Origin of the sequence: Tabrizicola thermarum, from assembly GCF_003574395.1 — a bacterium.
In the GTDB taxonomy this organism is placed as follows: domain Bacteria; phylum Pseudomonadota; class Alphaproteobacteria; order Rhodobacterales; family Rhodobacteraceae; genus Tabrizicola; species Tabrizicola thermarum.
Map to the genome: position 1 here is coordinate 146,751 of NZ_KZ984538.1, position 25,698 is coordinate 172,448.

A 25,698-nucleotide genomic window follows, 5' to 3' on the forward strand; every position below is an offset into this window, starting at 1 on the left:
CCATTACCGCGGGCCGTGCTTCAGGTCTTCCAGGGCTTCGTTCCGAGAGCCGGTCAGGAATTCTGTCGTCACTGTGGCGATGATGCCAAGGATTCGCCGAAAATCAAGCTGCAAGGCGGGCACGCTCAACCCCAAGGACGCGATCCGCCGAAACCGGCCCGCCGCCCTTGCACAACAACACGGCAAAGAGCAGCAGCCAGAGCGCCCGCTGGTCCAGGATCAGCGCATCCGGGGCGCGGTCGAACCATGCCCCGGGCGCAGCACCATGGCCGTAGATGTCGGTCAGGCTCTGGACCAGGACGAAGCCGGTCATCCCCAGGGCTGCCAGCCGGGTCAGAAGGCCCAGCACGATCAGCAACGGCAGCACAAGCTCTGCCCAGGCCCCTGCCAGCGCCACCAGCCAGTGCCAGAGGCCCAGCTGCCCGACGTCGTAGCCCACCGCCTCGAACACCCGGGGGAAGATCTGCGCATAGGCGCCGGTCGAGGGCGTGAACGGCCCCTCCAGCTTGGTCAGCGCCGAAGCCCAGAAATAGCCGAACAGCACCCCGGCAAAGACCAGCCGCGCCAGCGTCGGCAGCAGCCAGTCGTCCTGCCGCGCCGCCAGCCCGGCCCCAGCGCGATAGATCCCGATGACAGCGTTCATTCCACCACCCCCGTGATCGCCTTGCCCGCGATCATCACGCCCAGCACCGCCACCAGGTCCAGGTCCGGCCCTGCAAGGTCCACGCAGTCGCCCAAAGCCAGGCCCTGCATCAGCCCGGCCACGAAGGCGCCGCCCCCGGTCGGCAGCCGCCAGGGCCTGGGATCGAACGCGGGCCGCAGGACCAGCGCATCCTCGGCCACGGCGCGGGGGCTTGCCCCGCCTTCGTGGTTCGCCTCCCAGATCGACACCACCGGCCAGGCGGACCGCACCAGCCGCAGCGAGGGCGCAAGGTGCAGGCGCAGTCCCGCGATATCCGCGCCGACCAGCCGCTGGAACTCGGCCTCGGGCAGCGCCCGGCTGTCGGCCGCGTGATAGCTTTCGCGCATCGCCTGATCCAGCCGCGCCACATCCGGCAGGTAGCCAAGATGCGCCACCGGCTGGAACTGCGCCAGAAACTCCGGCATCTCGGCCCCGTAGAGCATCAGCATCCGCGAGCGTGGCGGATGGGCGCGCAGGAAATCCCCGGCCAAGGCGGCAAAGAAGGCCTCGCCCACCAGTTTGCGCACAGTCGGAAAGGCCGCCTCCAGCGCGCGGGTCAGCGACAGGGCCACGTTGTTGCGATAGACGGCAAACCGTCTGGGCGCGGCCTGCCCATCCGGGCCGACAAGGCCCGCCGGGATCGGCGCCTCGGGGTCCATGAGGGCCGCTGCGAACCGGGACTGGGTCATGCCACCGGCTCCAGCACTGCCGCCGCCCGTGCGGCCTCGGCCGCCAGCACCGGCCAGTCCGGCACATCGTTGTCCCATTCGATCAGCGTGGGCAGCGGCCCGGCGCGGCCGATCACCCGGGAGTACAGCGCCCAGACCGGGTCCACCACCTCGGCCCCGTGGCTGTCGATCAGAAGCCTGCGCCCGTGGTCGTCGCGGTCCTCGTCATGGCCGCCAAGATGGACCTCGCCCACAAGATGCAGCGGGAAGGCGTCCAGATACCCCAAAGGGTCGTAGTTCTGATTGATGCCCGAGACATAGACGTTGTTCACGTCCAGCAGGAGGCCGCAGCCTGTCCGCCGCGCGATCTCGGTCAGGAATTCGACCTCGCCCATCGTCGTCTCGGCAAAGGCGATGTAGGTCGAGGGGTTTTCCAGAAGCATCCGGCGCCCCAGCACCTCTTGCACCTCATTGACGTGATCTGCCACGCGCGCCAGCGTCGCCGCCGTGTAGGGCAAGGGCAGAAGATCGTTGAGATAGGCCCCGTCATGCGTGGACCAGGCCAGGTGTTCGGAAAAGCTGGCCGGGTTCAGCCAGCTGCAAAGGTGCTTCAGCCGCGCCAGATGATCCGCGTCCAGCGGCCCCTCGCCGCCGATCGACAGGCCCACGCCATGCACCGAAATCGGAAAGCGTTCCGCCAGATGCCGCAGCTGGGCCAGCGGACGGCCGCCTTCGCCCATGTAATTCTCGGCATGGATCTCCAGCCAGCCGACCGGGCCGGGATCGGCCAGGATGGCGCTGAAATGCTGCGGCTTGTAGCCCACGCCCGGGCGGGCGGGCAGGCCGAAGGTCCGGTCAAGCATCAGGTCCCCCATCGGAAAGACCCCGGCCGGAAAGGCCGGGGCTGTCGGCCTCAGGCCTTCGGCAGGTCCCGCTCCAGCGGCGTCAGCGAGCCCTTGCGCGCCATCCCGTCACCACCCGCAGGCAGTTCCATCGTCTCGCAGGTGCCGGCCGGGACCAGCTTCCACGAGTTGCCCTGATAGTCGACCTTCGAGGTCCCCGCGCAGGTGGTGCCTTCGCCCGCCGCGCAGTCGTTCTGCCCGGCCAGCGCCACGCCGAAGCACTTTTCGTTTTCCTGGGCCGAGGCCATTCCGGCAAGGCCCGACAGGGCGGTGGCCAGCGCACCGGCGATGATCAGAGATTTCGATTGATAGGACATGTGAGCAGTTCCCTTTTCCAGTTGGCGTCGCGTCGGTTGCGACTGCCAAAGGGGTAACGGATTGCACCAATCACAGGCGACCCACGGGGCCGTGAGCCACGACTTCGTGACAGGGTGTCGCAGGTGCAGAAAAGGCAAAAGCCCCGGCAACCGCTCGGGGCTTTTCCTTTCGGTACAAGGGTTTGGTGTCAGACGCCCGCAGGCGGCAGGGCCTCGAACCCGAAGGTTTTCACCGCCTCGTCCAGCGACATCGTTTCAGTCCGCGTCTCTCCCAGGCGCCGGACTGAAACAGTTCTGGCCTCGACCTCCTGCATGCCCACGGCCAGGATCACGGGAACCTTGCCGACAGAATGCTCGCGGACCTTGTAGTTGATCTTCTCGTTGCGCACATCCGCCTCGGCCCGGACCCCGGCCTTGCGCAGCGCGGCCACGACCTCATGCACGAACGGGTCGGCGTCCGAGACGATCGAGGCCACCACGACCTGCCGCGGGGCCAGCCAGAACGGCAGCTTGCCCGCGTAGTTCTCCAAGAGGATGCCGATGAAGCGCTCGAAGGACCCCAGCACGGCGCGGTGCAGCATGACCGGGCGGTGCTTCATCCCGTCCTCGCCCACATATTCCGCATCCAGCCGCACCGGCAGGTTGAAGTCGGCCTGGAAGGTGCCGCACTGCCATTCGCGCCCGATGGCATCGGTCAGCTTGAAATCCAGCTTCGGCCCGTAGAAGGCCCCGTCGCCGGGGTTGATCTCGTAGGGCAGGCCAAGCCCCTCGATGGCCTTCTGCAAGGCGCTTTCGGCCTTGTCCCAGATCTCGTCGCTGCCGACCCGCACCTCGGGGCGCGTGGACAGCTTGATGTCGAACTTCTCGAACCCGAGGTCGCGATAGACGCTGGACAAGAGCGAGATGAACCCCGCGCATTCCTGTTCGATCTGGTCTTCCGTGCAGAAGATATGCGCGTCGTCCTGCGTGAAGCCGCGCACCCGCATCAGCCCGTGCATCGAGCCGCTCGACTCGTACCGATGGCAGGACCCGAACTCGGCCAGCCGCAAGGGCAGGTCGCGGTAGGACTTCAGGCCCTGGTTGAACACCTGCACATGGCAGGGGCAGTTCATCGGCTTCAGCGCGTTGATGCGCTTTTCCTTCGCCCCTTCCTCGTCCACCTCGACGATGAACATGTTCTCGCGGTAGGCCTCCCAATGGCCGGACTTCTCCCACAGGATGCGGTCCACCACCTGCGGCGTGCGGATTTCCTTGTAGCCTGCCTGCCGCAGACGGCCGCGCATGTAATCCTCGAGCTGGCGATAGATCGTCCAGCCGTTCGGATGCCAGAAGACCATCCCCGGCGCTTCTTCCTGCAAGTGGAACAGCTCCATCTCGCGGCCCAGCTTGCGATGGTCGCGCTTGGCGGCTTCCTCCAGCATCGTGAGGTGCGCCTTCAGATCGTCGCGGTTCCTGAACGCCACGCCATAGATGCGTTGCAGCATGGGCCGCGAGGCATCGCCCAGCCAGTAGGCCCCCGCCACATGGGTCAGCTTGAAGGCATCCGCCGGAACCTGCCCCGTGTGCTGCAAATGCGGCCCCCGGCACAGGTCCTGCCAGTCCCCGTGCCAGTACATGCGGATGTCCTCGCCTTCCGGGATGCGGTCGAGAAGCTCCAGCTTGAACGGCTCGCCGCGGCCCCGGTAGTATTCCACCGCGCGGGCGCGGTCCCAGACCTCGGTCCGCACCGGATCGCGCGCATTGATGATCTGCTTCATCCGCGCCTCGATGGCGCCCAGATCCTCGGGCGTGAAGGGCTCTTCCCGGTCGAAATCGTAGAACCAGCCGTGGTCGCGGACCGGCCCGATCGTGACCTTCACCTCCGGCCAGAGCTCCTGCACGGCCCGCGCCATGATATGGGCCAGGTCATGCCGGATCAGCTCCAGCGCCGGGGCCTCGTCCTTCATCGTGTTCAGGCTGATCGTCGCGTCCGTGTGGATCGGCCACTGCAGATCCCAGTGTTTGCCGTTGACCATCGCCGAGATCGACGCCTTGGCCAGCGATGGCGCAATCGAGGCCGCCACCTCGGCAGGGGTCACCCCCGCCGGATACTGGCGCTGGTTGCCATCGGGAAATGTCAGGGAAATCTGGCTCATGGCCGTCTCCTCGTCGGTTTGGCGCCTACGAAACGCCCGGTTGCGGGTCTTGTCGGCGCGCTTGATGCGCCCGGCAGGGCCCGAAGTCAAGCCATGCGCGGTTCTTCGCCCGCGGGTTGCGACGACCCTGACGAAACCGCCGGACGATTGCTATCTTCACGGCATGACAACATTCCTCACCACCCCGCAAGGTCGCCACATCGCCTATCACCAGACCCCCGGCAAAGGTCCGGGCGTGGTCTTTCTGGGCGGCTTCCGGTCGGACATGACCGGGTCCAAGGCCCAGGCCCTGCAAGCCTGGGCCGAGGCGGCCGGCCGCGCCTTCCTGCGCTTCGACTACTCCGGCCACGGGGCATCGCACGGGGCCTTCGTCGATGGCGCGATCAGCGACTGGCGCGAAGACGCCGCCGCCGTCATCGACGTGCTGACCGAAGGCCCGCAGATCCTGGTCGGCTCCTCGATGGGCGGCTGGATCGCGCTGCTGCTTGCCCGCGAGCTTGGCCCCCGCATCGCCGGCTTTGTCGGCATCGCCGCCGCCCCCGATTTCACCGAGCGCATGTGGGAGGCCGAATTCACCCTCGCCGAACGCACCACCCTGCTGGAGGAAGGCCTCTTCCTGCGCCCCTCGGACTATTCCGACGACCCTTACCCGATCACCCTGCGCCTGATCGAGGACGGGCGGCAGAACCTGGTGATGAACGGCCCCTTGCACCTCCACATGCCGGTGCGCCTCTTGCAAGGCAGCGCGGATACCGACGTGCCGCCCACCGTCGCGATCTCGCTTTTCCACCAGATCTCCAGCCCCGACCTGCGGTTGACCCTGGTCAAGGATGCCGACCACCGCTTCTCGACCCCGGCCTGCCTTGCGATGATCGTCGAGGCGGTGGAGGACGTCACCCGCGCGCGTGAGGCGCTGCCGGTCGAAGATCATCCCGGCTTCAAGGTATCGAACATCCGCTGATGTGACCTTTCCGCCGATCCTGGCTTGGATGACGGAAATCCGGTTTTGAATCCATAGGCTTGTGGGTTACGCTTCAGAAAAGAAGAAAACCTGCGCTTGCAGAAACCCTGCACGGAAGGCCTGTGTCATGAGCGTTCTCCTCCTGACCGAAACCGCCCCGAACGAACCCCTTGTGCTGATCCCCGGCTTCATGGCCGACGCGCGCAGCTTCATGCCGCAGATTGCCAGGCTTGGCGCGGACCGCCCGATCATCCTGCTGACCCCCGGCCTTGGCGAGACGGTCGAAAAGATCGCCGCCGGAATCGCCCCGCATCTGCCGCCGCGCTTTGCCCTGGTCGCGCATGGGCTGGGCGGCAACATCGCGATCGAGCTCTTGCGCAAACGGCCCGAAGCCGTGACCCGCATCGCGCTGATCTCCACCGATCCCCTGCCCGAGACCCCGCACCTCGCCGCCCGGCAAGAGGCGCTGCTCGTCGCCGCCAAGACCGGGCACCTCCGGGCCTGCATGGCCCAGATGCTGCCCCTGACCGCGCTTTACGACGCGCCCTGGCGCGACGAGGTCATGGCCCTGGTCATCGACATGGCCGAGACCCTTGGCATCGCGCAGTTCCGACGCCATCTTCGCGTGCTGCAACGCCGTCCCGACCAGCAGAAGACCCTGCGCAAGGCCCATGTGCCGACGATGGTGATCGCGGGCGCGGCCGACACGCTGGTCCCGCGCCGCCGGGCGGAATTCCTGGCCGCGATGATGCCGCAGGGCTGTCTGGAACTCATCGACGAGGCCGGCCACCTGCCGCAGCTTGAACAGCCCGAGGCGGTCACAAAGCTCTTGCAGACCTTCCTGTCGGGCCGCTTGCCGACGCTGATGCTGAGGTGATCCCCCCCGGCTGTCCCGCCCCCCGCAGGCCCACCGCCTGCAAGAGGTGCGCGACGACCCGCCCTGCGCGCTACTGCGCCGAGGCCAGCGCGATCTTCGCCTTGGGCTTGCCCGCCGCGCGGTCGATGAAGTTCAGCACCAGGGGCCGGATGTTCAACCGCCAGCTCTTCCCGGCGAAGATGCCGTAGTGCCCCGCGCCCGGCTCCAGATGGTGGCCCTTCCTCTCCTCGGGCAGGCCGGTCAGCAGCTTCAGCGCGGCGACACATTGACCGGGGGCCGAGATGTCGTCGTTGGCCCCCTCCACCGTCATCACCGAAACCCGGTTGATCGCGCCCATGTCCACCTTGCGGCCTGCCACCACGAACTCGTTCCGCGCAATCTCGCGGTTCTTGAAGATGCGTTCCACCGTGGACAGGTAGAACTCGGCCGTCATGTCCATCACCGACAGATATTCGTCATAGAACCGGTTATGCGCATCGTGATCCGAGGCCTCGCCCCGGGCGACACGGAAGATCTGCTCGACAAAGGCCTTGCCGTGCCGTTCGGCATTCATCGTCATGAAGCTTTGCAGCTGCAACAGCCCCGGATAGACCAGCCGTCCCGCGCCCTTGTACTTGAAGCCGACGCGCTGGATGGCGATGTGCTCCAGCTGTCCCATCGTCACCCGGCGGCCGAAATCCGTCACTTCGGTTGCGGCGGCATCGGGATCGACCGGCCCGCCGATCAGCACCAGCGACTTCGGCTGTGCCTCCGGGTCCTCGGCCGCCAGATAGGCCGTCGCGGCCAGCGTCAGCGGCGCGGGCTGGCAGACGGCGATGACATGCGTGTCGGGGCCCAGCACCTTCATGAACTCGGCAAGATAGAGCGTGTAATCCTCGACATCGAACTTGCCCGCGCTGACCGGAATGTCGCGCGCATTGTGCCAGTCCGTCACATAAACGTCGGCATCGGGCAGAAGACTGGATACGGTGGATCGCAGCAGGGTCGCATAATGCCCCGACATCGGCGCAACCAGCAGGACCTTGCGCGCCATGGGCGAGCGGCGGCGGACGTGGAAATGGACCAGATCGCCGAAGGGCTTTTCCACCACCTTCACCACGTCCACCAGATGGTCCTGCCCATCCGGCCCCACGATCGACCGGATGCCCCAGTCGGGCTTGGCGACCATGCGGCTGAAGGTCCGTTCCGTCACCTCGCCCCAGGCCGCCATCAGCGGCAGCACCGGGTTCAGCGACAGGGCGAAGACCGGGTAACTGGCAAAGGCCCGGGCAGAGGCGCCCAACCACTCATTCGTGTTGCGGGCGCTTTCCATCAGGTCGTAGGTGTACATATACTTCATCACGTCTCCTTGCCCCCGACGGGCGGATGTCGCATGGCGGGGCGCGGGACGCACCGGTATGCTGCACAGCGGCGACGATAGGGGGGAATGGTTCACATGACAACAGAAGACAGCACCCCCGAGACCAAAGCCGCATTGGAAAAGGCCGAACGGTTGCAGGCTAACCTCGCAAAGGTTGAGGAGTTGTCAAAGCGCCTCACCGCTGCGTTGACGCATCGGCGACAGGTCGACCCCGCGCTGAACGGCCCCGCGCCCGATGTCTACTTGAAGGCCGCCGCCGCCTGGTTCGCCGAGATGGTCTCGAACCCGGCGAAAGTGGTCGAGCATCAGGTGAACTACTGGGGCAAGACGCTGAAACATTATGTCGAGGCGCAACAGACCCTTGCGAAGGGCGAATTCAAGGCGCCCCCCGACCCGAACCCCAAGGATCGCCGGTTCAGCAATCCCCTGTGGGAGACGCATCCCTTCTTCAACTATCTCAAGCAGCAGTACCAGCTGAACGCCGAGGCGATCAGCACGGCCGTCGGCGACATGGAGACGCTGGACCCCGCCGACCGCAAGCGGGTGGAGTATTTCACGAAACAGATCGTCGACATGTTCAGCCCCACGAACTTCCTGGGCACCAACCCCGAGGCGCTGGAAAAGGCGGTCGAGACGGACGGGGAATCCCTGGTGCAGGGGCTGGAGAACCTCGTCCGCGACATCGAATCGAACCAGGGCGATCTTCTGGTCACGCTGGCCGACCGCGAGGCCTTCCATGTCGGCCAGAACCTCGCCACCACGCCGGGCGAGGTGGTCTACCGCAACCGGCTGCTGGAGCTGATCCAGTATGCGCCCACGACCGAGACCGTCCACAAGACGCCCCTCCTGATCTTCCCGCCCTGGATCAACAAGTTCTACGTCATGGACCTCAAGCCCGCGAATTCGCTCATCAAGTGGATCGTGGACCAGGGCTTCACCCTCTTCGTCGTCTCCTGGGTCAACCCCGACGCCTCTTACGCCGGGACCGGAATGGACGACTATATCCGCGACGGCTTCCTGCGCGCCATGGCCGAGGTCCGCCGCATCACCGGCGAGAAACAGATCAACGCCGTCGGCTACTGCATCGCCGGCACCACGCTGGGCCTGACCCTTGCGCATCTGCATAAGGCCGGGGACACATCGGTCAGGACCGCCACCTTCTTCACCACGCTGACCGATTTCTCCGACCCGGGTGAGGTCGGCGTCTTCCTCAACGACGATTTCGTCGATGGCATCGAACGCCAGACCGCGCGCGACGGCATCCTGTCCAAATTCTTCATGTCGCGCACCTTCAGCTTCCTGCGCTCGAACGACCTGATCTACACCCCCGCCATCAAGTCCTACATGCTGGGCGAGGCGCCGCCCGCCTTCGACCTGCTCTACTGGAATGGCGACGGGACCAACCTGCCCGCGAAGATGGCCATCGAATACCTGCGCGGCCTCTGCCAGAACGACGGTTTCGCCAAGGGAGAGTTCCAGGTCTTCGGCCGCCCCGTCAGCCTGGCCGACGTGCAACTTCCCCTCTGCGCCATCGCCTGCGAGACCGACCACATCGCGCCGTGGAAAGCCTCGTTCAACGGCATCAGGCAGATGGGGTCGAAGGACAAGACCTTCATCCTGTCCGAATCCGGCCACATCGCCGGGATCATCAACCCGCCCGCCAAGGACAAGTACGGCCACTACACCAACGACGCCCCCGTCGCGGGCGACCCCGAGGCATGGCTGAAATCCGCGACCTTCCACAAGGGCAGCTGGTGGCCCCGCTGGGCCGATTGGCTGGCCCGGCAGTCCGGCCCGATGATTCCCGCGCGGAAACCGGCCGATTCGCTGGGCCCCGCGCCGGGCACCTACGTGGTGGCCCAGCCGCAGCTCTGACATTTCACCCGCTTTCCGCAGGGTTAACCCGCTCGCCTTCCGGTTTTGCTGCGATGCAGAAAAAGACTTGAAATGCTGCGCCGCAGCATCTATATCTCTGTCATGAAGACGGGGTAGCATCCCCGAGAGAAACGCCCCTCAGATCGGAGATATGACAATGACCAAGACCCCGGATTTCACCAAAGTCATGCAGGACATGATGGCCTCGTTCCCGGTTGACGCCTCGGCGTTCCAGAACGCGTTCAAGACCCAGGCCGCCTTCGCCGAGAAGTTCTCGAAAGTGGCGATCGAAGCGGCTGAAAAGTCGACCGAGATCACCGCCAAATGGACCAAGGACGCGCTGGCCAAGGTTGGCGAGATCGCCAAGGCCAAGGCCGAGCCGGCCGACTACACCAAGTCGATGACCGACTTCGCTTCGGCCGCTGCCGAAATGGCTGCCGAGAATCTGGCCGCCTTCGCCGAAGTCGCCAAGAAGGTGCAGATGGAAACCGTCGAGCTGATGCTGGCCGCCGGCAAGGACATGTCGGAAGACGCGACCGCCGCCGTCAAGAAAGCCACCACCGAGGTGACCAACGTCGCCAAGAAGGCCGCTGCGGCCGCGAAGTAATTCGCCAGGGTCCAGGTAACGAGTTCTGCGTTCCCCCAGGACGCGGCAAAGGCCCGGAGGCAACTCCGGGCCGTTTTCATTCGGCCCTTCCCCTCGCCGGAGCCGACCGCCCGGACGGGTGCCGTGAAAGATTTGCTTTTCGCTGCACCCCGCCTTAGGCTTCTCTGCAAGCGCAAAGTCCCTGGGGGAGGGAACCATGGCCGATACCGACAAGCCGCTTCTCATCAAGCGTTACGCCAGCCGCCGTCTCTACAACACCGAGACTTCGGATTACGTCACCCTGGAAGACATCGCAGGGTTCATCCGCCAGGGCCGCGACGTGCAGATCGTCGACCTGAAGACCGGCGATGACCTGACGCGCCAGTATCTCCTTCAGATCGTCGCGGAACATGAATCCAAGGGCGAAAGCGTGCTGCCCGTCGGCGTCCTCACCGATCTCGTCCGCAGCTACGCGACCGGCATGCAGGCGGTGATGCCGCAGTTCCTGGCCTCTTCCTTCGAAATGCTGCGCGACAGCCAGGCCAAGATGGTGGAAAACCTTGCCGCCTTTCCCAATCCGATGGCCGCCGTCCCCGGGTTCGAGGCGTTGCGCAAGCAGCAAGAGGCGTTCCTCAAGACGATGATGGGCGGGATGCCCGGCTGGTCCGGCTCCGGCCCCGCCAAAGAGGACGAGGCCTCCGCCTCCACCGACGACATCGCCGAGATCAAGAAGCAACTGGCCGAGTTGCAGAAGAAACTCTCCCGGCTCTGACGGCTCGGGGTCTTCAGGTGCCGCGCCTCTCCCCTGCTTTCCCCGTCCCCGGCCCGATCCGGGGCCTCGGCGCAACGATGGGCGCAGGCCCCGGGGCGGCGCGCTGCCGCCTCTCGCCCGCAGTCGACGCCTTCGGCAACCCTGCCCATCCGATCACCCCGCACCGGGCCTGACCCATGGCCGAAGCCGAAGGCCGCATCACGCTCTGGGGGATCGAGGTCTTCGTGGCCGCCGCCGAAGAAGGCTCGATCTCTGCCGCCGCCCGCCGCCTGGGCGTCTCGCCCTCCGCCGTCAGCCAGCAACTGACCGCGCTCGAGGCCGCGCTGGGGGCCTCGCTCCTCGACCGCGCCAACCGCCCCGTGCAGGTCACACCCGCCGGGGCGATGTTCCGCCGCCACGCGCAGACCATCCTCAACGCCGCCTCCGAGGCGCGCGCCGAACTGGCGATGGCCGATCTTGCCGGGCTGACCACGCTCCGCCTTGGCGTGATCGAGGATTTTGACAGCGACGTGACCCCGCGCCTTCTGACCGCTCTGGCCAGGGACCTGAAGGGCTGCCGCTTCCTGCTGGAAACCGGCGCCAGCCACCGGCTGATGGACCAGCTCGAGGCGCGCGCGCTTGACATCGTCATCGCCGCCGACAGCGCGGACCAGACGCCGGAGGACTGGCGCGAGGTCCACCCGATCCTCTCCGAACCCTTCGTCGCCGTGACCCCCCCGGCCGCGAGGATCGACGATCTGCCCCTCATCCTCTACACCGCCCGTCACCTGATGGGCCGCCAGATCGCCGCCCACCTCGCCCGCCACGGCCTGAAGCCCGCGCACCGCTTCGAGCTTGACAGCTACGCCGCGATCCTCGCCATGGTCGCGGGGGGCGAGGGCTGGACGATCCTCACCCCCCTCGCGCTGCACCAGGCCCGCGCCTTCCGCGAGAAGGTCGAGGTCCGCCCCCTGCCCTTGCCCGCGCTCGCCCGCACCCTGTCGCTCTCGGCCCGCGCCGGGATCCTGCAGGACATCCCGGCCCAGATCACCCAGCGCGTGAAGCCGCTCATCGCCGAGGTGGTCATCGCCCCCGCCGTCAAGGCCACTCCCTGGCTCGCCCCGACGCTGCGCGTGCTCTGACAGGCCCCGCCCGGCGACCCGCGCAGCGCCTCGGGCTTGCCCTGCTGCCTGCTCTTTTTCCAAATACTCCCGCCGGAGGCATCCGACCGTCCGGCCAGGCGCCGCGCCCGACTGTGCCGGACTGCCGGACGGACCCGGACAGCAAGGCCCCCCTCTCGCCGGTGGCGCGCGGATGGAAGAGGGCGGTTTGGCTCAAAAGGTTGACGATTGCTGAACGCCCGCGGCCAACCCGTTGATTTCCTTGACTCTGAAAACCTGACCACGCGTGGGCAGCTCAGCCGCGTACCTCGGCCGCCGCCTCCAGGATCGCCCGCGCGACATAGTCCAGCTCTCCGTCCGTCAGCCGCACCGGCAGCCGCACGTCGCAGGCCCGCATCAGCATCGCCCGGGTCTTGGGCAGGTCCGGCACCTCGCCCAGGAACTGCCAGTTCCAGAAGGCCCGCGCGTTGCCTTCGCTCAGCCCGAAGACCTGCACCAGGACCCCCCGCGCCCTGGCCGCCGTCTGGAACGCCACTGCCTCGGCATCCGACCAGCCGCCCACCAGGTTGAACTGGATCGAGTCCGGTGCACGTTCCTCCGGCCCCAGGGCCTCCGGCACCGCCAGATGCGACGACAGGTTCAGCTGACCGGCCACCCGGTCATGCCCTGCCCGCCCCTTCGCGACCCGCTCCGCCACCAGCGGCAATTGCGGCCGGATCACCGCCGCCGACAGGTTCTGCATCCGCAGATTATACAGCGGCAGCTTGTTCTGCCAATGCGCGCAGGAATTCGTGAGGCCCGGATGCTTCTTCCAGTTCGCCTCATAGGCCCCCGACATGATGATCGCCCGCGCCGCGATTTCGGGATCGTCGGTGATCATGATCCCGCCCTCGCCGGCGTTCACCAGCTTGTAGGACTGAAAGCTGAAGCAGCCGACGCGGCCGATCGTGCCGATGTTGCGCCCGCCCCAGACCGTGCCCAGGCTGTGCGCCGCATCCTCGATCACCGGCACGCCCGCCGCATCGCACAGCGCCATGATCGCATCCATGTCGCTGGTATGCCCGCGCATGTGGGAAATCATCACCGCGTCCGCCCCCGGCAGCTTGGCCGCGAAGTCGCCCATGTCGATCCGGTAGTTGTCCCCCACCTCGACCAGCAGCGGCACACAGTCGGCATGGACCACTGACGAGGGAACCGCCGCGAAGGTGAAGGCCGGGATCAGGACCCGGGCGCCCTTCGGCAGGTCCAGCGCCTTCAAGGACAGGAAAAGCGCCGCCGAACAGGAGGACACCGCCAGCGCATAGCGTGCGCCCAGAAGTTCGGCGAACTCGGCCTCCAGCAGCGCCACGGGCGCATCCGAGGGCGCCGTATAGCGGAAGAGATCGCCCGATGACAGCAGCCGGTCGATCTCGGCCCGTGCGGCCTCGGGGATCGGCTCGGCGTCATGAACATTGGGGGCAAGGGTTTGACCGTCGGGGGCCATTCGTGCACCTTTTCTTAATCCGATGTTAAGAAAAGGTGTAAACCCGCAAAGGATCACACGCCAGTGACAAATTCGGCGCCTTGCGTCTTTCCGCCTAGATTTTCACACCGGCGCGCGCCGCGACCATATGTGTTGCGGTTTCCAGCTCGTGCCAGGCGGTCCGCGCCATCGACCGGAATACCATGATCTCGAAGGCATAGTCGCCCGTCCGCAGGATCACCGCGTTCATGTGATTGACCCCTGTCCGCAGCGCCCGGCCCACCGGACAGGCGCCCAGCCGCAGGTCCGTCGGCACCAGTCGCGCCAGCACATCCACCGCCGCCGGACCGGACAGTGCCAGCACCGTCCAGCCGTCCGACTGATCCGTCACCGCGGCCCCCTCCAGCGCCGGGCAGTCCACTCCGATCAGAAACGCCTGCTCGCGCCCGGTCCAGACGATCCGCGCGCCCTTCCTTTCATGGAAGCTGTTCGGCTCGGGCATCGACAGCCCCAGCGGCCTCAGCCCCTTGGCCACCGCCTTCGTCCCGCCCGGCAGGACGGCGATGCTGGTGATCGGGCCGACCTGGACCTCAGCCAGCGTCACGCCGCCAACGTTCATGCTGCGCCCGTCGAGGGCCGATTTCGCGATCAGTTCAGGCACGCAGCTTCTCCCCCTCCGGGTCGTGGAACACCGGGTTCGTGACCTCGCAGATCACGTCAAGCCCGCGCAGATGATCAACCAGCCGGATCTTCTCGCCATGCCGCGCGCGCCCGTCCTTCAGGAAGGCCAGCCCCAGCCAGGCCCCGACCGTGGGCGACCAGCAGACGCTTGTCACATAGCCCTGGTCCGTCTCGCGGTGCACCTCGGTCCCCGGCACGAAGAGATGCGCCCCCGCGCTGATCGGTGCGTTGGCCTTCAGGCCCACCAGCTGTTCGCGTTCCGGCCCCCACATCCCCGGCCGCGTCGCCGCCGCCTTGCCGATGCAGTCCTTCTTCGCGCTGACCATCTTCTCCATACCGATGTCATGCGCCGTCACCCTGCCGTGAATCTCGGCATGGGTGATGAAGCCCTTCTCGATCCGCAGGACGTTCAGCGCCTCCATCCCGTAGGGCCCGCCGCCCATCGTTTCGGCCCGTGCGACCAGATCGCGGAACAGCGCCTCGCCATAGCGGGTGGGCACCGCGATCTCATAGCCCTCCTCCCCGCTGAACGAGATGCGGAACAGCCGCCCGTCCACGCCGCCGATCCGCACAGGGGCCTCCCCCATGAAGGGCAGCTCGACCGGGGTTTCCAGAAAGGACTGCACCAGCTCCCGCGCTTTCGGCCCCGCCACCGCGAACTGCGCCCAAGCTTCGGTGACGCTGATGAACCGCACCTGCCAGTCGGCGCAGAAGGCCTGATGCACGAAGTCCAGATGCCGCATCACCAGCCCCGCCGCGGCGGTGGTGGTGGTCATCAGGTAATGATCCTCGCCCAGCCGCGCCGAGGTGCCGTCATCCAGCACATGCCCGTCCTCGCGCAGCATCAGCCCATAGCGGACGCGCCCCACCGGCAGGGTGCTGAAGGTGTTGGTATAGACGAAGTCCAGGAACCGCCCCGCATCCCTGCCCTGAATGTCGATCTTCCCCAGAGTGGAGACATCGGTGACGCCCACCGCCTGCCGGACCATCATCACCTCGCGGTCGCAAGCCTCGCGCCAGGTCGTCTCGCCGGGCTTCGGGAAATAGCTGGGCCGATACCACAGCCCCGCCTCGATCATCGGCGCGCCCCGGTCGCGGCTGGCCTGATCGCTGGTCAGGAACCTTTGCGGCGCGAACCCTTCGGCCCGGCCCCCCGCCCCCATCGCGGCAATCGACACAGGCACATAAGGCGGCCGGAAGGTCGTGGTCCCTGTTTCCGGGATACCGCGCCCCGTCGCATCCGCCAAGACCGCCAGCGCCGCGACGTTGGAGTTCTTCCCCTGATCCGGCGCCATCCCTTGCGTGGTGTAGCGCTTCATGTGCTCGACCGACCGGAAGCCCTCCTGCGCGGCCAGCTTCACGTCCTTCGTCGTCACGTCATTGGCGAAATCCAGCCAGGCGCGCCCCGTCCCCTCGACCGCCCACAAGGCCTTGATCCGGTAAGGCATGTCCTCCGCCTCCGGCACCGCGACGGAAACCTTCCGCCCCAGCGCCTCGACCGCCTTCAACGCCGCCGCATGGCCGGTGACCAAAGCGCCGTGCGTCGAGAACGACCCGTTCGCCGCCCCCACCGCAACCAGACCCGGCACCGCGCCCTCCATCGGGACGAAGGCCGCCAGCTCCTCGCTCCACCGGGGCCGCCCGTTCATGTGGCAGGTCAGATGCAGCGTCGGGTTCCAGCCGCCCGACATCGCCAGACAGTCGGTCTCGATCTCGATGATCTCCGACCCCTTGCGCACCTGTATCCCCGAAAGCCCCAGCCGCCCGCGCGAACCGATCACTTCGGCCCCGACATGCACCGGACAATCCTCGACCGACGAGGCATCGGGCCGCGGATCGACGATCGCCGCCACCGTCACCCCCGCCGCCATCAGGTCGCGCGCCACGCCCCGCGCCTGATCGGTGTTGGCGAACAGGGTCACGCGCCTGCCCGGCACCACGCCATAGCGGTTGAGGTAGGTCCGCACCGCCGAGGCCATCATGATGCCGGGCCGGTCGTTGTTTTCAAACGCCACCGGCCGCTCCAGCGCGCCACTGGCCAGCACCGCGTGCTTCGCCACGATCCGCCAGAAACATTCCCTGGGCAGGTTCGGGCGGGCAGGCTTGTGCAGCCCCACCCGCTCCAGCGCGCCATAGGTGCCGTGGTCATAGGCGCCCGTCACCGTCGTCCGCGCCATGATCCGCACGTTGGGCAGCGCCTCCAGCTCCGCCACCACCTGCGCCACCCAGTCCCCCGCAGGCAGCCCGCCGATGGTCCCGCCGTCCGACAGAAGCCGCCCGCCCAGGGCATGGCTCTCCTCGCACAGGATCACATCCGCGCCCGCCCGGCCCGCCGTCAGCGCGGCCATCAGGCCCGCAGGCCCCGAGCCGATCACCAGCACGTCGCAGAAGGCAAAGGCCTTCTCATAAACCCCCTCGTCATGGCGGCCCGACAGGCTCCCCAACCCCGCCGCCCGGCGGATCAGCGGCTCGTAAAGCCCCTCCCAGAAGGCGCGCGGCCACATGAAGGTCTTGTAATAGAACCCCGCCGACAGGAACGGCGACAGGTAATCGTTCACCGCCAGCAGATCGAAGCGCAGGGACCCCAGCCGGTTCTGCGACTGCGTCACCAGCCCCTCGAACACCTCCTGCACCGTGGCCCGCACGTTCGGCGTCTTGTTCGACGGCCCCACGACCTCGACCAGCGCGTTCGGCTCCTCCGACCCCGCCGTCAGCACGCCCCGGGGCCGGTGATACTTGAACGACCGTCCCACCAGCCGCACATCGTTCGCCAGCAGGGCCGAGGCCAGCGTGTCCCCCTTGTAGCCCGCATAATCCCTGCCATCGAAGCGGAAGCGGACCGGCTTCGTCCGGTCGATCAGCCCCTTGCCGTCAACCCTCATTTCGCCCTCTCCGCCACCAGCTCGACGCCGGAGATCTCATGCGTCACCGTGTTCCGCGTGACCACCAGCCACTGCGCACAGCCCGCCTCGTGATACCAGAGGTCCCGCACCACCCCCGCCACATTGTCCCGCAGGTGCAGATAGCTGTCCCACTCCGCCAGGGACGCGCCCTCGCCGGGCCGGTGCAGATAATCCTCCGCCCCGTAATAGTAGAACTCCCGCCGGTCCCGCTCACCGCACAAGGGACATGTCAGCCGCATGATCCGGCCCCCGCTTTCATCTGTCCGAAAATATCCCCGCCGGAGGCATCCGACAGCGCGGCCGGGCGCAGCGCCACAACTGGCGCACGCCGCAGATGCCAGGCGCCTCCCCTCCCCCGCGTGGGGAGGGGATGGGGGTGGGGGGCTGTCGTCAGATCACCCATCCCGCCCCTCAATGCAGATTGTGCTGCGACCCGGTGCCTTCTTCGTCCAGAAGATGCCCCGTCGCAAAGCGGTCCAGCCGGAACTTCCGCGCCACCTCGTGCGGCTCTCCGGTCGCCATCAGATGCGCCATGCACCAGCCCGAGGCCGGCACCGCCTTGAACCCGCCGTAGTTCCAGCCGCAGTCGATGAAGAGCCCCTCGACATGCGTCCTGTCGATGATGGGCGACCCGTCCGGCGTCATGTCCATGATGCCCCCCCAGGACCGCAGGACCTTCGCCCGCCCGATCATCGGCATCAGGGTCATGCCCGCCTCCATCACATGCTCGACCATCGGCAGGTTCCCCCGCGCGGCGTAGGAGGCGTAGAAATCCAGGTCCCCGCCGAACACCAGGCCACCCTTGTCCGACTGGCTGATATAGAAGTGCCCCATCCCGAAACTGACCACATGGTTGATGACCGGCTTCAGCCCCTCGGTCACGAAGGCCTGCAACACATGGCTTTCGATCGGCAAGCGCATCCCCGCCATCGCCGCGACCTGGCTCGACCGCCCCGCCACCACGATCCCGACGCGTCGAGCCCGGATCGCCCCGCGCGTGGTCTGCACGCCCACGACCTTGCCGCCCTGGATGTCGATCCCCGTGACCTCGCAGTTCTGGATCAGGTCCACCCCGCGCCGGTCCGCCCCCCGCGCATAGCCCCAGGCCACCGCATCATGCCGCGCCGTCCCGCCGCGCGGATGCAGCAAGCCGCCATAGATCGGGAACCGCGTGTTGTCGAAGTCGAGATAGGGCAGATGCTCCCGCACGCCGTCCCGGTCCAGAAGGATCGCGTCATCCCCCTGATTTATCATCGCATTGCCGCGCCGCACGAAGGCATCGCGCTGCCCGTCCGAATGAAACAGGTTGATGAGGCCGCGCTGCGAATGCATCACGTTGTAGTTCAGCTCGGCTTCCAGCCCCTCCCACAGCTTCAGGGAATGACTGTAGAACTCGCTGTTGCCCGGCAGAAAGTAGTTGGCCCGCACGATGGTCGTGTTCCGCCCGACGTTCCCGCCGCCGAGATAGCCCTTCTCCAGCACCGCGACATTGGTGATCCCGTGGTTCTTCGCCAGGTAATAGGCCGTCGAAAGCCCGTGCCCGCCGCCGCCGATGATGATGACGTCATACTCCGCCTTCGGCGCCGGATCGCGCCAGGCGGGTGTCCAGCCCCTGTTGCCGAACAGCCCCTCGGTGATGACCTTCAGGCCGGAATAGCGCATCGGTAAAGCCTCCTGTCCCGCGCATCAAACCGGGACAGGACAGGTTATTCAAGAGACGACGCGCAATTCCTGCTCTGACTGCGACAATGGGTGTCGCAAGCAAGGCAGTCGGGTCACAACCCCTTCGACCGATAGGTCGCCGCCACCCGTCCGATGGAAACGATATAGGCTGCCACCCGCAGGTCCTCGACATCCTGACGGCTGTGCCAGACCTCGCGCATCGCCTGGTAGGCCGTGCGCATCGTGTCGTCCAACCCCGACCGCACCAGCGCCAGCTCGTCCGAGCCGGTGAGGAACTTCTCCTTGAAATCCGCCGCCAGCGTCCAGCCGAGGCCCTTGTCCGCCGACAGCCGCTCCAGCTCCTCGACCAGAAGACGGCTCCGCGCCTCCTCGGCCCGACGCTGCATCCGGCCGAAGCGGATATGGGACAGGTTCTTGACCCATTCGAAGTAGGAAACCGTCACCCCCCCGGCATTGGCATACATGTCCGGGATGATGACGCAGCCCTTGCGGCGCAGGATCTCGTCCGCGCCAAAGGTGATCGGGCCGTTCGCCGCCTCGATGATGAGGGGCGCCTTGATCCGTTCGGCATTGGACAGGTTGATGACCCCCTCCATCGCCGCCGGGATCAGGATGTCGCAGGGCTCTTCCAGCACCGCGGCGCCGTCGGGCACATGGGTCGCGTTGGGATAGTCGGCCAGCAGCCCGCCATGGCGGTTCATCCACTGGCGGATGTCCTCGATGTTCAGACCCTTGTCGTCCAGCAGCGCCCCGTCGCGCTCGATCACCGCGATGACCCTGGCGCCGTCCTCCTCGGACAGGAACTTGGCCGCATGATAGCCCACGTTGCCTAGGCCCTGCACGATCACCCGCTTGCCCTCGATGCCGCCGGTCAGCCCGGCCTTGGCGATATCCTCCTTGTGCCGGAAGAACTCGCGCAGGGCATACTGAACCCCACGCCCCGTCGCCTCGACCCGACCCTGTATCCCCCCGGCATGCGGAGGTTTCCCCGTCACGCAGGCCTTGGCGTTGATGTCGGTCGTGTTCATCCGCGCATACTGGTCGGCGATCCATGCCATCTCGCGTTCGCCCGTGCCCATGTCGGGGGCGGGGACGTTCTGCGCGGGATGGATCAGGTCGCGCTTGATCAGCTCATAGGCAAAGCGGCGGGTGATCTGTTCCAGCTCGTGTTCATCCCATTGGCGGGGGTCGATGCACAACCCGCCTTTCGAGCCCCCGAACGGCGTCTCGACCAGGGCGCATTTGTAGGTCATCAGCGCGGCCAGCGCCTCGACCTCGTCCTGATGCACCGACAGAGCATAGCGGATGCCACCCTTCACCGGCTCCATGTGTTCGGAATGGACGGACCGATAGCCGGTGAAGGTCTCGATCTTGCCGCGCAGCCGAACCCCGAACCGGACGGTATAGGTCGAGTTGCAGACCCGGATCTTCTGTTCCAGGCCCGGGCTCAGGTCCATCAGCTTTGCCGCCCGGTTGAACATCAGATCCACGGATTCGCGGAAACTCGGCTCTTTTGTCTGTTGCATCCTGTCCTCCCTGACTGCCCGCACGCCCGCGGGCGGCGCGGTCCGCAGGCTACGTCCCGGAACGGGTTCTGAGAACCCCGAAACCGCGCCAGGCCCGCGCGGAATGCAGGTCAGCCGCCGACGGAGCGCAGCGAATCGGAGGCTCGCCAGATTCTTACCGATTGGTGAACGCCCGGGGAATATTTTCGCCGGGCCGAATGAACACCCCGGATACCCTTGGATTGTTTCCAGAATGTGGCATTAACGCCCCATTGAAGAAGAGTTTGCCATACTTCTGCCGGAAGTTATGCCTAACTGTTCCGTGGGGACCCGTCGCTTTTGGCGGGCTGCTGTCAGTATGGGTCGAGACATGTTTGAACAAGCTGCCAAGCGTCCGGTTTCTGTGCGCCTCTTTCAGAAGGTTCGGAACTTCCGTTCGGACGAACAGGGCGCCATTGCCATCTTCGTGCTGATGATCTTCGTGATGATGCTGCTGGTCGGCGGCATCGCGGTCGATGTCATGCGCTCCGAGATGCGCCGCGTGACCTATCAGCAGACCTTCGACCGCGCCGTGCTCGCGGCCTCGAACATCGCGCTGCCGCCGTCGCAGACGCCGGTCTCGGTCGGGCAAAGCTGGTACGCCAGCGCGGGTCTCGACGACCAGGATTTCATGGTCGATTTCTCCACCCCCACCATTACCGGGGAATCGACCTCCAGCTCGCGCAAGGCGCAGATGACCGGCAAGGTCCGGTCCTACAATCATTTCATGACGATGCTGGACATCCCCTATTTCGACATTCCGGTGAACTCTGCCGCCCAGCAGGGCGTGTCCAAGATCGAGGTGATCCTCACGCTCGACATCACCGGGTCGATGTCCGGAACCTCGGGCAGCACCACCAAGATCGCCGCCCTGCGCACGGCTGCAACGAACTTCCTGACGATCCTGAAATACAACAAGGACAGCGCGGGCAACTACACGATCCCGAAAGACCCGAACAACCTGATCTCGATCGGCATGGTGCCCTATGCCTCGAACGTGAACATTCCGGTCGCGCTGCGCAACCAGTTCACCGTATCGCATCTGTCGTCTTGGGACGGTGTCGCGAATGCCGGGGTTCCAGGGCACAACTGCCTTGAATTCGATCCCTCGACCGGTGTCTTCGCGCAGACGGCGCTGTCGCGCACCACGCCGATCCCGATGGCGGCCGTTGCCATGACCGCCCCCGGCGCCCCCAGCGTGGGAACCATCACCCTGCCCGGCGCCAGCAACACCAACGGGGCCAATGGCGGCCTGGTCAACCTCGGCTACAGCGGCCCGACGGCGACGACCTACAACTCCAGCTCGCTGATGTGCAACAACGGCGACAACCCCAGCACCGGCGCGAACGAAGCCGACTCGAACCTCGTCGTGCTGCCCACGACCGACATCAACAACCTCAAGAGCCGGATCGCGCAACTGAACCCGAAAGGCAACACCGCGATCGCCGTCGGGATGCGCTGGGCCACGGCGCTGATCGACGAAACCGCGCGGCCGATCTATTCGGCGCTGATCAGCGACCCCGCGATGGCGGGCCGCCCGGCCAACAACAGCGACAACGAGACGCGCAAGATCATCGTGCTGATGACGGACGGCACCCATGTGCGCAGCCGCCGCATCAAGGACGAATACAAGTCCGGCCCCTCGCCGATCTGGCGCGGCGCCGACGGGCGTTTCGCCATCGAGTTCAATGACAGCGGCGTCGGCCTGACCGGTGGCACCCGCCCGGGCATCAACCCGACCGGATCGGGTGGCCAGCCGGTCAACTCCTGTTCCGGCTGGTCGCTGGCCGACACCGTGGTCAACGGCAACGTCGTCAAGCGGAATTTCTTCGTCCCGCACCTCAAGGCATCTGCGGTGAAGCGCAAGGTCGGCGCCACCGAGACCGAGGGCAACGGCACCGGCACCAGCGTCACCGGCGGCTGCGACCCGCGCGCCTGGATTGCCCCTACGAATGGCGCCCCCGTCTGGTCGGGCAGCGGCGCGGTCCGCCGCCTCGACTGGTCGGAAGTCTGGCGCTACGCCTCGGTCGACTGGGTGATCGAACAGCTGTTCATGCGCTCGAACGTCTCCACCGCGACGAACTACAACACCATTCATGCCGCGATGGTGGACTGGTATCTTACGAACGAAGCCAACATGGACAACCTGCTGAACACCAACTGCACCGCGGCCAAGCAGGCCGGGATTGAGGTGTTCGGCATCGTTCTTGGCGACGACGTGACGCCGGGTCCGATCCAGAACTGCTCTTCGCCGGGGACGGGTTATTTCTACTGGGTGAAGAACGCCGACGACCTCAACGCCGCCTTCGAACAGATCGCCGTCCTGATCTCGGAACTGAGGCTTACGCAATGACGGCACTGCGTCGCTATCTTCAGGACGAAGGCGGGACGGCGACGATCGAGTTTCTGTTCGTCTTCCCGATCATCTTCCTGGTCTTCACGGCCTCTTTCGAAAGCAGCATGTACATGGCGCGCTACATCATGTTCGACCGCGCGGTCGATCTTGTGGTGCGCCAGCTGCGACTGGGCAATTTCCCAAGCGTGACGCATCAGCAGCTGAAGCAGAGCATCTGCGAATCAGGGATGATGGGCGAATCGATCGCCGCCTGCACCAACCGGATGCGGATCTGGATGCAGCCGGTGAACACCGCCGATTTCACCATGGCCGCGCCGCCGGTGCCCTGCGTGGACAAGGCCGACGAGATCAACGTCGGCGAGCCACCAGCCAACGAGTTTGCGATCGGAACCGACAACGACATCATGCTGATGCGGATCTGCATGAAGGAATGGCCGATGTTCCCGACCTCGGGGATCAGTGTGAAGATGCCGACCCAACCGGACGGATCGGTCGCGATGATCGTGACCACCGTCTTCGTGAACGAGCCGGGGTGACCGTCAGATGCGCAACCTGAAACAGCGTTTCGCCACCTTCCTGCGCGACGAGGACGGCCTGGTTCTGGCCGAGGGCCTGCTCATGCTGCCGCTGGTGATCTGGGCGCTGGTGGCGATGTTCATCTACTGGGACGTGTTCCGCACGATCAACATCACGCAAAAGGCGGCCTATGGCGTGGCGGACGTCCTGTCCCGGCAAAAGGACGACATTCCGCTCACCTTTGCCAACGGGTTGCAGAAGATCCTGGATTTCCTGACCCCCGGCGGCCATCCGGTGAACATGCGGATCACCAGCCTGGAATGCGTGGCCCCCACCGGCCCGGGCTGCACGACGACGAACGGCAGCTACAAGTTGCTGTTCTCCTTCTCGCCGGAAGGAAAGGTCGCTGCTCTGACCCAGCCCGACATCCAGGTCTGGCGGACAAAGGGCAAGGTTCCGGTGCTGAACCACGGCGAAAGCGTTTTCATCGTCGAGACCGAAGTGAACTTCAAGGCCCAGCTCCAGACCGCGATTGCCGGCTTCATGGTCGGGGTCGAGGATGCGAAATACGGCCAGTTCATCGTGACCAAGCCGCGTCACCGTCGGCTCTGCCTGCAGGGCACCACCACCTGCACCTGACCGGGCTCGCCGGGCGCTTTCCCCCGCCGCGATGTCCGTATACTGTCGCGGCGGTCCAGCGGGGGTGCCATGCGAAAGACTGCCCTTTTCCTGATTGTCGGCCTCGCCTGCGCGGCCTGCGCCCCCTTCCCCGAACTCGACGCCCTGGACGACGACACCAGCCCGCCGCCGCAGCTCTTGCCGATCGACAGCCTGCTGAAGCAGGGCCAGGCGACCATGGCCGATCCCGGACCGCCGCTTGCCGCCCGCGCCGCCCGCCTGAAGATGCGCGCGGCGGCGATCGGGGCAGACCGGCCCGCGACCTGACGGCGTTGCACCCCGCACGGCTTCCGGCTAACAGACACCAGCCGTAATCTGCCCGAGGTTCCCCGATGTCCGCCGCCCCCCTGCGTCTTGGCCTTGCCGGTCTCGGAACCGTCGGCATCGGCGTCGTCAGGATCATCCAGACCCATGCCGACCTCATCGCCGCCCGCGCCGGTCGCCCGGTGACGATCACCGCCGTCTCGGCCCGCGACCGCACGAAGAACCGCGATGCCGATCTGTCCGGCTATGCCTGGGAGACCGATCCCGCCGCTCTCGCCCGCCGCCCTGACATCGACGTCTTCGTCGAGGTGATGGGCGGCCACGACGGCCCGGCGAAAGAGGCAACCCTTGCCGCCCTTGCTGCCGGCAAGCATGTCGTCACCGCCAACAAGGCGCTGCTTGCCCATCACGGCCAGGCGCTGGCCGAACAGGCCGAGGCCGCCGGTCTCGCCCTGCGGTTCGAGGCCGCCGTTGCCGGGGGCATCCCCGTCATCAAGGCCCTGACCGAAGGTCTTGCCGGCAACCGCATCAAGCGGGTGATGGGCGTGATGAACGGCTCGTGCAACTACATCCTCACCCGGATGCAGGCCGAGAACCTGCCCTACGAGACGGTGTTCGAGGAAGCCCGCCAACTTGGCTACCTTGAAGCCGACCCCAACCTCGACGTCGGGGGCATCGACGCGGGCCACAAGCTGTCGCTCCTTGCCGCCATCGCCTTCGGCACCCGCGTCGCCTTCGATGCCGTCGAACTGGAAGGCATCGGCAATGTCTCCATCGACGACATCCGCCTGGCCGAGGACATGGGCTACCGCATCAAGCTTCTCGGTGTCGCGCAGATGACCGGCCGGGGCCTGGAACAGCGGATGACCCCCTGCCTCGTCCCCTCGGGCAGCCCGCTCGGCCAGTTGCAGGGCGGCACCAACATGGTCGTCCTCGAAGGCGACTCGGTCGGCCAGATCGTCCTGCGCGGCCCCGGTGCGGGCATGGGCCCCACCGCCAGCGCCGTCATGGCCGACGTCATCGACATTGCCCGCGGCCTCCGCCTGCCCACCTTCGGCATCCCGGCCAGCCAGCTTGCCGCCGCCCAACCCGCCCGGGCCGCAACACCTGCACCCTATTACCTGCGCATGACGCTGCTCGACAAACCCGGCGCGCTGGCCAAGATCGCCACCTGCCTGGGCGATGCCGGCGTCTCGATCGACCAGATGCGCCAGTACGGCCACCAGGGCGCCAATGCCCCCGTCCTGATCGTCACCCACAAGGCCGCCCCCGACGACGTTGCCCACGCCATGACCCGCTTTGCCGCGACCGGGGTCCTCGTCGGCGAACCCGTCGCGATCCGCATCGAGGAAGTCTGACACCGTTAGCGCCACCAC

The 25,698-nt window shown here is 66.4% G+C and carries 23 protein-coding genes; 11 read left to right on the forward strand and 12 right to left on the reverse strand.

Annotated features, from left to right (window positions below):
- Positions 1 to 103: 103 nt before the first annotated feature.
- The 5 genes from D5084_RS03580 to thrS all read right to left on the reverse strand — a co-directional run bounded on the left by D5084_RS03580 (position 104) and on the right by thrS (position 4,704).
- Positions 104 to 643, reverse strand: coding sequence for a DoxX family membrane protein (locus D5084_RS03580; RefSeq protein ID WP_128514144.1), 540 nt, complete (start codon positions 641 to 643; stop codon positions 104 to 106).
- On the reverse strand, positions 640 to 1,371 hold the full coding sequence (locus D5084_RS03585) for an HvfC/BufC N-terminal domain-containing protein (RefSeq protein ID WP_128514145.1): 732 nt from the start codon (positions 1,369 to 1,371) through the stop codon (positions 640 to 642). Before D5084_RS03585 ends, D5084_RS03580 begins: the two co-directional genes overlap by 4 nt.
- Positions 1,368 to 2,213, reverse strand: coding sequence for an MNIO family bufferin maturase (gene bufB / locus D5084_RS03590; protein ID WP_128514146.1), 846 nt, complete (start codon positions 2,211 to 2,213; stop codon positions 1,368 to 1,370). The genes D5084_RS03585 and bufB overlap by 4 nt, the downstream gene beginning before the upstream one ends.
- Before the next feature lie 50 nt (positions 2,214 to 2,263).
- Positions 2,264 to 2,569, reverse strand: a complete 306-nt coding sequence (locus tag D5084_RS03595) for a BufA1 family periplasmic bufferin-type metallophore (RefSeq protein ID WP_128514147.1) — start codon at positions 2,567 to 2,569, stop codon at positions 2,264 to 2,266.
- A gap of 188 nt (positions 2,570 to 2,757) precedes the next feature.
- A complete protein-coding gene (gene thrS, locus D5084_RS03600) occupies positions 2,758 to 4,704 on the reverse strand; it encodes a threonine--tRNA ligase (protein WP_128514148.1) in 1,947 nt (648 codons plus the stop codon).
- Positions 4,705 to 4,867: 163 nt separating this feature from the next.
- On the opposite strand from thrS, the gene D5084_RS03605 reads away from it, so the two are divergent.
- Positions 4,868 to 5,665, forward strand: a complete 798-nt coding sequence (locus tag D5084_RS03605) for an alpha/beta hydrolase (protein WP_128514149.1) — start codon at positions 4,868 to 4,870, stop codon at positions 5,663 to 5,665.
- A gap of 127 nt (positions 5,666 to 5,792) precedes the next feature.
- Complete coding sequence (locus D5084_RS03610) at positions 5,793 to 6,542, forward strand: alpha/beta fold hydrolase (protein WP_128514150.1); 750 nt, start codon at positions 5,793 to 5,795, stop codon at positions 6,540 to 6,542.
- A 70-nt stretch (positions 6,543 to 6,612) separates the two neighbouring features.
- On the opposite strand, the gene phaZ is transcribed toward D5084_RS03610, so the two are convergent.
- Positions 6,613 to 7,881, reverse strand: coding sequence for a polyhydroxyalkanoate depolymerase (gene phaZ / locus D5084_RS03615; protein ID WP_128514151.1), 1,269 nt, complete (start codon positions 7,879 to 7,881; stop codon positions 6,613 to 6,615).
- A gap of 96 nt (positions 7,882 to 7,977) precedes the next feature.
- On the opposite strand from phaZ, the gene D5084_RS03620 reads away from it, so the two are divergent.
- From D5084_RS03620 to D5084_RS03635, 4 genes are all read left to right on the forward strand, one after another.
- Complete coding sequence (locus tag D5084_RS03620) at positions 7,978 to 9,777, forward strand: PHA/PHB synthase family protein (RefSeq protein ID WP_128514152.1); 1,800 nt, start codon at positions 7,978 to 7,980, stop codon at positions 9,775 to 9,777.
- A 157-nt stretch (positions 9,778 to 9,934) separates the two neighbouring features.
- Complete coding sequence (locus tag D5084_RS03625; RefSeq protein ID WP_128514153.1) at positions 9,935 to 10,384, forward strand: Phasin; 450 nt, start codon at positions 9,935 to 9,937, stop codon at positions 10,382 to 10,384.
- Positions 10,385 to 10,580: 196 nt separating this feature from the next.
- Entirely contained in the window at positions 10,581 to 11,135 is a 555-nt protein-coding gene (phaR, locus tag D5084_RS03630; protein WP_128514154.1) for a polyhydroxyalkanoate synthesis repressor PhaR, read from the forward strand.
- 176 nt (positions 11,136 to 11,311) lie between these two features.
- Positions 11,312 to 12,256, forward strand: a complete 945-nt coding sequence (locus tag D5084_RS03635; RefSeq protein ID WP_128514155.1) for a LysR family transcriptional regulator — start codon at positions 11,312 to 11,314, stop codon at positions 12,254 to 12,256.
- A 274-nt stretch (positions 12,257 to 12,530) separates the two neighbouring features.
- On the opposite strand, the gene D5084_RS03640 is transcribed toward D5084_RS03635, so the two are convergent.
- The 6 genes from D5084_RS03640 to D5084_RS03665 all read right to left on the reverse strand — a co-directional run bounded on the left by D5084_RS03640 (position 12,531) and on the right by D5084_RS03665 (position 20,490).
- Positions 12,531 to 13,718: a DegT/DnrJ/EryC1/StrS family aminotransferase gene (locus D5084_RS03640; RefSeq protein WP_128514156.1), complete on the reverse strand. Its 1,188-nt coding sequence runs from the start codon at positions 13,716 to 13,718 to the stop codon at positions 12,531 to 12,533.
- A 94-nt stretch (positions 13,719 to 13,812) separates the two neighbouring features.
- Positions 13,813 to 14,358, reverse strand: a complete 546-nt coding sequence (locus D5084_RS03645; RefSeq protein ID WP_128514157.1) for a sarcosine oxidase subunit gamma — start codon at positions 14,356 to 14,358, stop codon at positions 13,813 to 13,815.
- A complete protein-coding gene (locus D5084_RS03650; protein WP_128514158.1) occupies positions 14,351 to 17,260 on the reverse strand; it encodes a sarcosine oxidase subunit alpha family protein in 2,910 nt (969 codons plus the stop codon). Before D5084_RS03650 ends, D5084_RS03645 begins: the two co-directional genes overlap by 8 nt.
- Positions 17,257 to 17,520, reverse strand: coding sequence for a sarcosine oxidase subunit delta (locus D5084_RS03655; RefSeq protein WP_128514159.1), 264 nt, complete (start codon positions 17,518 to 17,520; stop codon positions 17,257 to 17,259). The genes D5084_RS03650 and D5084_RS03655 overlap by 4 nt, the downstream gene beginning before the upstream one ends.
- 172 nt (positions 17,521 to 17,692) lie before the next feature.
- Positions 17,693 to 18,943 (reverse strand): sarcosine oxidase subunit beta family protein, encoded by a 1,251-nt coding sequence (locus tag D5084_RS03660; protein ID WP_128514160.1) that lies wholly within the window; start codon positions 18,941 to 18,943, stop codon positions 17,693 to 17,695.
- Positions 18,944 to 19,056: 113 nt separating this feature from the next.
- Positions 19,057 to 20,490 (reverse strand): Glu/Leu/Phe/Val family dehydrogenase, encoded by a 1,434-nt coding sequence (locus tag D5084_RS03665; RefSeq protein ID WP_128514161.1) that lies wholly within the window; start codon positions 20,488 to 20,490, stop codon positions 19,057 to 19,059.
- A gap of 349 nt (positions 20,491 to 20,839) precedes the next feature.
- On the opposite strand from D5084_RS03665, the gene D5084_RS03670 reads away from it, so the two are divergent.
- From D5084_RS03670 to D5084_RS03690, 5 genes are all read left to right on the forward strand, one after another.
- Positions 20,840 to 22,861 (forward strand): TadE/TadG family type IV pilus assembly protein, encoded by a 2,022-nt coding sequence (locus tag D5084_RS03670; RefSeq protein ID WP_162302369.1) that lies wholly within the window; start codon positions 20,840 to 20,842, stop codon positions 22,859 to 22,861.
- A complete protein-coding gene (locus D5084_RS03675) occupies positions 22,858 to 23,400 on the forward strand; it encodes a TadE/TadG family type IV pilus assembly protein (protein ID WP_128514163.1) in 543 nt (180 codons plus the stop codon). The genes D5084_RS03670 and D5084_RS03675 overlap by 4 nt, the downstream gene beginning before the upstream one ends.
- A 7-nt stretch (positions 23,401 to 23,407) precedes the next feature.
- On the forward strand, positions 23,408 to 24,019 hold the full coding sequence (locus D5084_RS03680) for a TadE/TadG family type IV pilus assembly protein (protein WP_128514164.1): 612 nt from the start codon (positions 23,408 to 23,410) through the stop codon (positions 24,017 to 24,019).
- A 69-nt stretch (positions 24,020 to 24,088) separates the two neighbouring features.
- Complete coding sequence (locus D5084_RS03685; RefSeq protein WP_128514165.1) at positions 24,089 to 24,325, forward strand: hypothetical protein; 237 nt, start codon at positions 24,089 to 24,091, stop codon at positions 24,323 to 24,325.
- 65 nt (positions 24,326 to 24,390) lie between these two features.
- Positions 24,391 to 25,680 carry a homoserine dehydrogenase gene (locus D5084_RS03690; RefSeq protein WP_128514166.1) on the forward strand — a complete coding sequence of 430 codons (1,290 nt, stop codon included), beginning with the start codon at positions 24,391 to 24,393 and terminating at the stop codon, positions 25,678 to 25,680.
- Positions 25,681 to 25,698: the final 18 nt, after the last annotated feature.